The sequence below is a fragment of the Bradyrhizobium sp. genome, from assembly GCF_049581145.1.
Lineage (GTDB): Bacteria > Pseudomonadota > Alphaproteobacteria > Rhizobiales > Xanthobacteraceae > Bradyrhizobium.
Window position 1 is genome coordinate 1 of record NZ_JBAURI010000011.1, and the last position, 9257, is coordinate 9257.

7 protein-coding genes are annotated in these 9257 nt (G+C 65.7%); 2 read left to right on the forward strand and 5 right to left on the reverse strand.

Annotated elements, in window-relative coordinates; genetic code table 11:
- Positions 1–618 (reverse strand): thioesterase domain-containing protein (locus WCB02_RS00380; protein ID WP_423955116.1); only part of this gene is annotated, 618 nt, incomplete at its 3' end.
- A 158-nt stretch (positions 619–776) separates the two neighbouring features.
- Positions 777–1514 (reverse strand): hypothetical protein, encoded by a 738-nt coding sequence (locus WCB02_RS00385; RefSeq protein WP_423955117.1) that lies wholly within the window; start codon positions 1512–1514, stop codon positions 777–779.
- Positions 1515–1743: 229 nt separating this feature from the next.
- On the opposite strand from WCB02_RS00385, the gene WCB02_RS00390 reads away from it, so the two are divergent.
- Positions 1744–2526, forward strand: a complete 783-nt coding sequence (locus tag WCB02_RS00390) for an enoyl-CoA hydratase/isomerase family protein (RefSeq protein ID WP_423955118.1) — start codon at positions 1744–1746, stop codon at positions 2524–2526.
- A gap of 313 nt (positions 2527–2839) precedes the next feature.
- Positions 2840–5515, forward strand: a complete 2676-nt coding sequence (locus tag WCB02_RS00395; protein ID WP_423955119.1) for a flavin-containing monooxygenase — start codon at positions 2840–2842, stop codon at positions 5513–5515.
- Positions 5516–5704: 189 nt separating this feature from the next.
- On the opposite strand, the gene WCB02_RS00400 is transcribed toward WCB02_RS00395, so the two are convergent.
- The 3 genes from WCB02_RS00400 to WCB02_RS00410 form a co-directional block, all read right to left on the reverse strand.
- The gene (locus WCB02_RS00400; RefSeq protein WP_423955120.1) at positions 5705–6547 is read right to left on the reverse strand and encodes a TauD/TfdA dioxygenase family protein; all 843 of its coding nucleotides are present in this window, start codon (positions 6545–6547) and stop codon (positions 5705–5707) included.
- Between the two features lie 259 nt (positions 6548–6806).
- Positions 6807–7235 (reverse strand): GlcG/HbpS family heme-binding protein, encoded by a 429-nt coding sequence (locus WCB02_RS00405; protein ID WP_423955121.1) that lies wholly within the window; start codon positions 7233–7235, stop codon positions 6807–6809.
- On the reverse strand, positions 7228–9257 hold a 2030-nt coding region (locus WCB02_RS00410; protein WP_423955122.1), incomplete at its 5' end, for an FAD-binding and (Fe-S)-binding domain-containing protein. The genes WCB02_RS00410 and WCB02_RS00405, both read right to left, overlap by 8 nt.

Consider the following 9257-nt stretch of genomic DNA (forward strand, 5'->3'; position numbering starts at 1 on the left):
CGCGTAGTCACCCTGGAAACCAGGCGCAGGCTTGATGTCGCCGCCGCCGAGCACGTCTTTCGACAGGAAGATGTTGATGAACCGCTCGACGTTGAGAGGCACGTCTGGGCTCAGATGCGCAGGATCGATGGTGACGACGAGACTGACCGGAATACCCTCGTCCTGCAGCTTTTCGGCGAATTGCAGGGCGCAGCGCCCGCCCATCGAGTGGCCGATCAGAATGATCGGCTCGGGATCGCGGCGGTATTCGTCGATCGCGGGTCCCGTGATCAGGCTGCAGAGCGTGAATTCGTAGACGTTGGCCGTGATGCCAGCGCGCTCCAGCTTCTCGGTCAGCCGGTCCATGCCGCGCGAGAAGATCAGGCCCATTGCGCCACGAAACAGATAGACGCGGCCGCGGGGCACGATCGGCGGTGCTTCGGCCTGCGGCGGCGCCGAGACAACCGCGGGACCGGGTGCATCCTTGGTTTGCGGCAGGCGATGGGCCGGGCTTTGCGACGTGGGTTGTCCGAGCGCCGCGACGTCGCCGGCGCGCGCAAGCTCGGCGCCGGCACAAAGCAGGATCGCCGCCGCCAGCAGCGCGGTGGCTGGCCTTCGACCCGTCTGTCTGGTTTTCAAAACCGGTCCATGGATCGCTATACCGGTCGCTGTCGGCAGCGACCATGCCACGGCACGCCATCTGGCGCGCGTTGGCGTTGCATTGCCGATGAATGGGCGGAATTTGAGGCGCAGCCCCACGCCTGATCGATTGGGCGCCAAGCCTTGGTCGAGGCCGCTCAGTTGGCGGCCGCGTGCCTCGTCCTGGCAGTCGCCGAGAACGCGCCGGTCACAGGCGCCGGCCTTGCCGCGGATACCCGGGTCGGATTGCTGAACGCCACCGCGTCGATCGCCGCGATCACCTTCTGCTGCATGATCTCGTTCTTGTCGATCGTCAGGTGCGACACGCCGGGCACCGCCTCGACGTCGACATTCTCCAGCGAGCCGCGGAAACCGGCGGTCCTGTCGACGGGCTTACCGGCGCCGTTCCCGACGTAGAAGTTGACATAGCGTCCGACACGGCCCTGCAGGCTGGTGTGGAACACCGAATCCAGTCCGATCGCGAGCTTCACCGGGACACCCTGCTGGTCCAGCCGCGCCACGATATCGGGCAGGCAGGTGGCGCCGGAGGAATGACCGACCAAGATGATCGTCTTGGCGCGCCCGCTGCGGTATTCGGCGGCGGCATCGTCGGCGATCGAGGCCCACATCAGATGATTGTGAACGCTGGCGCTGATGCCCTGCTGCTGCAGCCGGGCGGCGATCTGGTCCATGCCGAGCGAGAAAATATTGAGCACGCCGCGTACGAGATAAACGTGAACGCCCGACGCCACCGGTGCGGCCTCCGCCGCGCCCGGATTGAAAGCGATGCCGAGCAGCAGAATCGCGATCGCCGCCGCTCTGAGCGCACCGAATGTCGGCAAGAACGACGACGAAAATCGGCTTGCATGAAAACGATTGCAGATATCTGACGTCATGAGTTCCTCGGCTGGCCGCCCGGTCGATCGGGCGTACCATTGCCTTATTCGCATCCGCAATAGAAGAGCCCTGACAGGGAGCGTTTTTCCGGCGCGGCGAGGCTCCTTTGCCACAGCACGGGCCTCGCAAACGTGGCTTTTGCCCGGCGCCCGCGTGGAAATCGTCCTTGCAGTGGTCGGCCCCGCGGCCGCAAATGATCACGAAAACGGGAGCAAGCGGGGCAGGATCATGAGCGACACGAGCAGCGTCATCCTGGAGAAACGCGGGCAAGCGTTCTGGATCATCATCAACCGGCCGGACAAGCGCAACGCGCTGAACGGCGAGGTGATCGCCGGCATCGCCAGGGGTTATCGCGACGCCCATCAGGACAGCGACGTGCGAGCCATCGTCCTGACCGGGGCGGGCGATAAGGCGTTCTGCGCCGGCGCCGATCTGCAGAATGCCGGTGCCGCCTTCGCTTTCGATTTTTCCAGACCCAATGGGGACTACGCCGATCTGCTGCGATTGTCGCAGGACGCCACCAAGCCCGCGATCGCGCGCGTTGGCGGCGTCTGCATGGCGGGCGGCATGGGGCTGTTGTGCATGACCGATATGGCGGTCGCCGTCGATCACGCGATCTTTGGGCTGCCCGAGGTGAAAGTCGGCGTGTTTCCGATGCAGGTCCTGAGCCTGCTGCAGGCGATCGCGCCGCCGCGGCTGGTCAGCGAATGGGCGTTGACCGGCGAGCCGTTCGACGCCAGGGCCGCGCAGGCTGCGGGCCTCCTCAATCATGTCGTGCCGGCCGCCGAGCTCGACGCCAAGGTCGACTGGCTGATCGGCCGCATCATCGACAAGTCGCCGACCGCGATCCGTCGCGGCAAATACGCCATGCGCGTGATCGCCGCGATGTCGTTCGACGAGAGCATCGCCTACACCGAAAGCCAGATCGCGCTGCTCGCGATGACCGAGGACGCCAAGGAAGGCATGCGGGCGTTTGCGGAGAAGCGCAAGCCGGTATGGCCGGGGAAGTAAGCAAGAGCTGGCTGTCGTCCCGCTCAACATTGAGGACGGCCTCGCCGTCATTGTGAGCGCCAGCGAAACACCGTTCGTGCCGCGAAGAAAGCGTGCATTGCTTCGTCGCAAGTGGTGCATTTATCGCTCGATTCCTCGGCGGACATCGCGATCGACGCTTCTCATTGCCGCCGCGCCGCATCGCAGCGAAGACGCTAGCGTGAAAACGCAACTACCGAAGATTGAACTTGATGATGACAAATCAGCGTCGCGGCAGTAGCGTCCGACAAAACAACAAACAAGATAGCAACGCAAAAACCCACGGGAGGATGGCATGCCAGAGGATATGGTTGCGGCACGTGCGCCGGAGGCTGCGAACGGCGATGCACAACAGGTGGATGTCGCGGTAGTCGGTGCCGGGTTTGCCGGCCTCTATCTTTTGCATCGCCTGCGCAAGGCAGGTTTGAGCGCGGTCGCATTGGACTCCGCCGGAGATGTCGGCGGCACCTGGTATTGGAACCGCTATCCCGGCGCGCGCTGCGACATCCAGACCATCGACTACAGCTACTCGTTCGATCCGGAGCTGGAGCATGCGTGGACATGGTCGGAGAAATACGCAACCCAGCCGGAAATCCTGCGCTATCTCGGCTTCGTCGCCGACCGTTATGATCTCAGGCGCGACATCCGCTTCGGCACCAGGGTTGAGGCCGCGACGTGGGACGAGGCGGCGGAACGCTGGCTGCTCACGACCGACAACGGCGCACCGGTCTCCTGCCGCCACTATATCATGGCCACCGGCTGTCTCTCCGCGCCAAAACCGCCAGAGATCGATGGCGTCAACGATTTCAAGGGCGAGATCTATTTGACCGGCCGCTGGCCGCATGACCAGGTCAATCTCTCAGGCAAGCGCGTCGCCGTCATCGGCACGGGATCGTCAGGCATCCAGTCGATTCCGCTGATCGCCGAACAGGCCGCGCAACTGATCGTTTTCCAGCGCACGCCGAACTTCGCGCTTCCGGCCCATAATGGTCCGGCGCCGGCGGATCGCATGGCCATGCTGCAGGGCGACCGCGCCGCCTATCGCGAGCAGGCGCGTTTGTCGCTGGTCGGCGTTCCCCACCCGCAACAAACAATCGTCAGCTGGCAATTGAGCGACGCCGAGCGCCGCGAGCGGTTCGAGACGGCGTGGGCGGCCGGCGATCTCGTCTACATCCTGACCCAGCTCTGGGCCGACCAGGGTGCGGATACCGAGGGCAATGACCTCGTGGCCGAGCTGATCCGCGAGAAAATCCGCGGCATCGTCAAGGATCCGGAGATCGCGGCCGCGCTCAGCCCGAACGATCATCCGTTCGGGTCCAAGCGGCCCTGCCTCGACACCAATTACTATGCGACCTTCAATCGCGACAACGTCACGCTGGTGAATCTGCGACAGGAGCCGATCACCGCGATCACGCCGACCGGCATCAAGACCGACAAGCGCAGCTTCGACCTGGACGTGATCGTGTTCGCGACCGGCTTCGACGCCATGACCGGCGCCATCACAGCGATTCATCCGATCACCGGCCGCGGCGGCAAATCGATCAACGACGTCTGGGCCCACGGGCCGGAGAGCTATCTCGGGCTCACGGTGGCGGGCTTCCCCAATTTCTTCATGATCACGGGCCCGGGCAGCCCGTCGGTGCTGTCGAACATGGCGGTCTCGATCGAGCAGCATGTCGACTTTGTCGTCGACCGCCTGATCGCGCTGCGCGACCAGGGCTTCACCACGATCGAGCCAACCGAGACTGCGCAGGCCGGCTGGGCGCGGCACATGGCCGACTGCTCGATGCTGACGCTGCACCGGCTGGCCAACACCTGGTACACGGGTGCCAACGTGCCCGGCAAGCCGCAGGGTGTGATGCCCTATACCGGCGGCGTCGGTCCTTATCGCAGCATCTGCAACGAGGTCGTGAGCCGGGGCATGCTGGGCTTCCGGCTCACCGGCCCCAACGGCGCCGCGCAATGCAACGACGGCGAGATCGTTCGCCTGCAGCCGGATGTGCGGCTGGTGCTGAACATGCTGGCGGACATGAACCTGCCGCCGCTGGAATGCTTCGGCGCGCAGGGCGCGCGCGACTTCGTCACGCAGTTCAACGCGCTGCGTCCGGCCGGTCGTCCGGTCGGCGAGGTCGGGACCGGCATGCTGCAGGGTGCCGACGGTCCGCTGCCCTATCGGCTGTATCGGCCGGCGACGCCCGGGCCGCATCCGATCCTGGTCTATTTTCACGGCGGCGGCTGGGTATTGGGCGACGAACTGTCCGACGATCCGTTCTGCCGCGACATCTGCCGGCGCAGCGGGATGATCGTCGTCAGCGTCGGCTATCGCCATGCGCCCGAGCACCGCTTCCCGGCTGCGGCGGAGGACGGCTTTGCCGCGACGCGCTGGATCGCCGAGCACACTGCCGAACTCGGTGGCAGGCCGGGACCGGTGCTGGTCGCGGGCTGGAGCGCCGGCGCCAACATCGCCGCGGTCACCTGCCAGTTGGCGCGCGACCGCGGTGGCCCACAGATCGCAGGCCAGCTCCTGGTCTGCCCGGTCACCGACTGCACCTTCGACCGGCCGTCCTACACCGACAATGCGAACGGCTATTTCCTGACGCGGTCGCTGATGTTCTGGTTCTGGGATCTATACTGCTCGCCCGCCGATCGCACCGATCCGCGCGTCTCGCCGCTGCGCGGTCAGCTTGCGGGCCTGCCGCCGGCATTCGTGGTGACCTGCGAATTCGATCCGCTGCGCGACGAGGGCATCGCCTATGCCGAAGCGATGGCGACCGCCGGCGTGCCGGTCGAGCAGCTTCAGGCGAAGGGCCACTTCCACTCCTCCTTCACCATGGTCGACGTCGTGATCACCGGCGTCAGCGGCCGCGCCAGGATGGCGCAAGCCCTGCGCCGCTTCGCCGGCCTGCCGATGGAAGGAGAGGCGGTGGTTCGAGCCGGACCGCCGCCGGAGATCAACGCGGCCGCGAGTTAGCGGACGCTTATAGGACGGGCGGAGCCCGCCGGGTCCGCGCAAAGCACGGCCCGATGGCAGGCTCGGCGTAACCCGCCTCTTCACCTCCGCGAATGATGGGGCGCGATTTTCAGATTCGCGCCGACGTCGCATTGCCGGTCGTGTGGGCCTCGTGTGGAGAGACGGCGGGTTACGCCTTCAGCTCGAACGCTATTCCAGCGCTACGCCGTCCAGCGTGATGCGGTGCATCAGGCGGCGTTCGCCGTGGTAGTCGTTGACCGCGAGATGCCAGGTCGCGCGGTTGTCCCAGAACGCGATCGAGCCTTCGCGCCAGACGAACCGGGTCTGGAATTCCGGCTTTGAGGCATGCGCATAAAGAAAGTCCAGCAGCGGCTTGCTCTCGGCGTCGGTCCAGCCCTCGAACCGCAGCGTGAAGGCCGGGTTCACATAGAGCGTCTTCCGGCCGGTCTCGGGGTGACGGATGATCACGGGATGGCTGGCATCCTGCGTGGCCTTGTCGGAATTGCCGAGACGGCCATCGGAGTCCTGCACATATTGCGAGGCCGCCCCGAACACGTGGCGACTCGAATGCACGGCGCGGAGCTGCTGCAGCGTGTGCTTCAGCCCGTCGGACAACGCCTCATAGGCAAGACTCATGCTGGCAAACAGCGTGTCGCCACCGCGCGGCGGCACCTCGCGCGCGAGCAGGATCGAGCCGAGTGCGGGAATCTGGTCATAGCTGTGGTCGGTGTGCCAGCCGCCGCCGATATTGGTTGTCTGGTTCGGCTCCTTGCGCACCTCGGCGATTTGCGGATAGCCCGGGGCGGCCCTGAAGAACCGATTGATGTTAATGGTGCCGAAACGCTCCGCAAAGGCGATGTGCTGTTCGGGAGATATCGCCTGATCGCGAAAAAAGATCACGCCGTATGTGTTGAGCGCCGCGCGCAAGTCCGCGACATCGGAGCCGTTGAGCCCGCTCGACAGGTCGACCCCGAGAATTTCGGCACCCACCGCACCGGATGTCGGGCGCGCCTCGATACGGTTGGCGAGCATCGCTGTTCTCCCGCGTTGTTTTCTTGAATTGTATTGCCGGTACTCGGTTTCGTGCAAGCGGAACCGGCTGGTTCATCGTCATGGCCGGGCTCGTCCCAGCCATCCACGTCTTTTTCGCCGCGGGCACTGCGAAGACGTGGATGCCCGGGACAAGCCCGGGCATGACGACTGAGTGCGTCGGGCGCAACGACGTTTTCGAAAGCGGTGGGCACGCTTCGCCCTACCCTTGTATCAGCGCTCCACTTTGGCGCGCGATGCCTCAGCCCGCGTTCGGCTTCAATCCGGCAGCCTCGATCCCGGCAATGGCGCAGATTTCGTCGTTGTCGGAGGTGTCGCCGGAGACGCCGACGGCGCCGAGCAGGGTGGTGCCGTCCTGGATCAAGACGCCGCCGGGCACCGGGATCAGCCGCCCTTGCGCCAGCGTGTTCACCGCGTCGATGAAATAGCCCTGTTCCTGCGCGCGCTGGAACAGCGCCCGCGATCCCATGCCCATCGCGAGCGCGCCATAGGCCTTGCCGTGGGCGACCTCGGCCCGCAGCAGGCTGGTGCCGTCCTGGGCGGCGGTGGCTTTGACCGCGCCGCGGGCGTCCAGAATGGTGATGACGAGCGGCTTGAGCTTCTTCTCGATCGCCTTGGCGAGCGCGGCGTCGAGAATCTTGCGGGCAACGTCGAGGGTCAGTTCAGCCATGGATGCTTTCCTTTGATGGGACGGAGGTTGAGAGAGGCCGCGCGCGATCGAGGCTCAACGCCAGCACCCGTGCGGCGTGCAGGGCGGGGCGCTCGGCGCCATCCTTGATCTGGTGGCGGCACGAGGTGCCATCGGCCACGACCAGCGTGGCCCTGTCGGCTTGGCGCACCGCGGGCAGCAAGGACAATTCGGCCATCGCGATCGAGGCCTGATAGGTGTCGGCGCCATAACCGAATGCGCCGGCCATGCCGCAGCAGCTCGACTCGATGATCTCGACGGTCAGATCGGGAATCAGCCGCAATGCCTGCTCGACCGGCCTGAAGGCGCCGAAGGACTTCTGGTGGCAGTGGCCATGCACGAGAACTTTTTGTGGCATCGCGCCGAGCGGGAGCTCGAGCCGGCCGGCCTGCGCCTCGCGCACCAGGAACTCCTCGAACAACAGCGCCTGCGCGCTGATCGTCTTCGCGGTCTCGTCGGCGCGCAGCGAGAGCAGCTCGTCGCGCAGCGTCAACAGGCAGCTCGGCTCCAGTCCGATGATCGGCACGCCGCGGGCCGCGAACGGCGCGTAGGTCGCAACCAGACGGTCGAGCTCGACGCGGGCCTCGTCGACCAAGCCTGCCGACAAAAAGGTCCGCCCGCAACACAGCGGCCGGCCGCCATCCAGGGGTTTCGGAATGTGGACGCGATAGCCGCCCGCAACCAGCACGCGCAACGCCGCATCGAGATTTTCCCGCTCATAGATGCGGTTGAAGGTGTCGGCAAACAGCACGACCTCGCGGCCGTCGGCTGGTCCGATCGCTTCGCTGTCGGTGCGGAACACATCGCGCCGGAACGCGGGCAGGGCACGTCTGGCACTGATGCTGGCAAATCTCTCGAGCAGCCGGCGCAGCAGCGGGCTGTTGTTACGCCAGTTCGCGAGCGGCGCCAGGCGCGCGGCGGCGTCGGCATAGCGCGGCAGATAGCCGACCAGCCGGTCCCGCAGCCGAAGTCCGTGTTCGGCGACGCGGGCGGCCAGCACCTCGATCTTCATCTTGGCCATGTCGACGCCTGTAGGGCATTCATGGCGACACGCCTTGCAGGACACGCAGAGCTTCAGCGTCTCCATCATGGCGTCGGAGGCCAGCGCATCCCGGCCCAACTGGCCGGAAATCGCGAGCCGCAACGTATTGGCGCGGCCGCGCGTGACATCCTTCTCGTCCCGTGTCGCCCGATAAGACGGGCACATCACGCCGCCCTCGAGCTTGCGGCAGGCGCCGTTGTTGTTGCACATCTCGACCGCGCCCTGGAAGCCGCCACCGCTGCCGGGATAGGCCGACCAGTCGAGCACGGTCTTCAACTCGCCGACGCGATAGGCCGGCGGATAGCGGAACAGCGCGCGATCGTCCATTCTGGGCGGATCGACGATCTTGCCGGGATTGAGCATATTGGCCGGATCGAAGCGGTGCTTGACCTCGCCGAAATCGGCGACGATGCGCGGGCCGAACATCGCCTCGTGGAACTCCGAGCGTACGATGCCGTCGCCATGCTCGCCGGAATGCGAGCCCTTGTACTCGCGCACCATGGCAAAGGTCTCCTCGGCGATGGCGCGCATCGCCTTGACGTCCTTGTCCAGCCTGAGGTTGAGCACCGGGCGCACATGGAGGCAGCCCTCTGAGGCGTGCGCGTACATGGTGCCGCTGGTGCCGTGCTTGGCGAAGATCTTGTTGAGACGCTCGGTATAGTCGGCGAGATGCGGCAGCGGCACCGCGCAGTCCTCGACGAAGGAGATCGGCTTGCCGGCCTCCTTCATCGACATCATGATGTTGAGTCCCGCGGTGCGCACCTCGGTGATGCCGGCCTGCAGCTTGGGATCGAGCACCTCGACGACGCCGCCCCATTTGGCGCCGCTGTTGTCCCAGGCGATGCCGAGATCGCCGATCAGCGCGCCGAGTTGTTTCAGCCGGCGGGCATTTTCGTCGTCGTCCTCGGCGAATTCGACGAACAGGATCGCCTCCGGATCGCCGCGCAGGAACGCTTCCACGG

Excerpts from the sequence above, each read along its gene's own strand:
- WCB02_RS00405 (WP_423955121.1), bottom strand. The coding sequence starts at position 7,235 with ATGGCTGAACTGACCCTCGACGTTGCCCGCAAGATTCTCGACGCCGCG.
- WCB02_RS00395 (WP_423955119.1), top strand. The coding sequence starts at position 2,840 with ATGCCAGAGGATATGGTTGCGGCACGTGCGCCGGAGGCTGCGAACGGC.
- WCB02_RS00400 (WP_423955120.1), bottom strand. The coding sequence starts at position 6,547 with ATGCTCGCCAACCGTATCGAGGCGCGCCCGACATCCGGTGCGGTGGGT.
- WCB02_RS00390 (WP_423955118.1), top strand. The coding sequence starts at position 1,744 with ATGAGCGACACGAGCAGCGTCATCCTGGAGAAACGCGGGCAAGCGTTC.
- WCB02_RS00385 (WP_423955117.1), bottom strand. The coding sequence starts at position 1,514 with ATGACGTCAGATATCTGCAATCGTTTTCATGCAAGCCGATTTTCGTCG.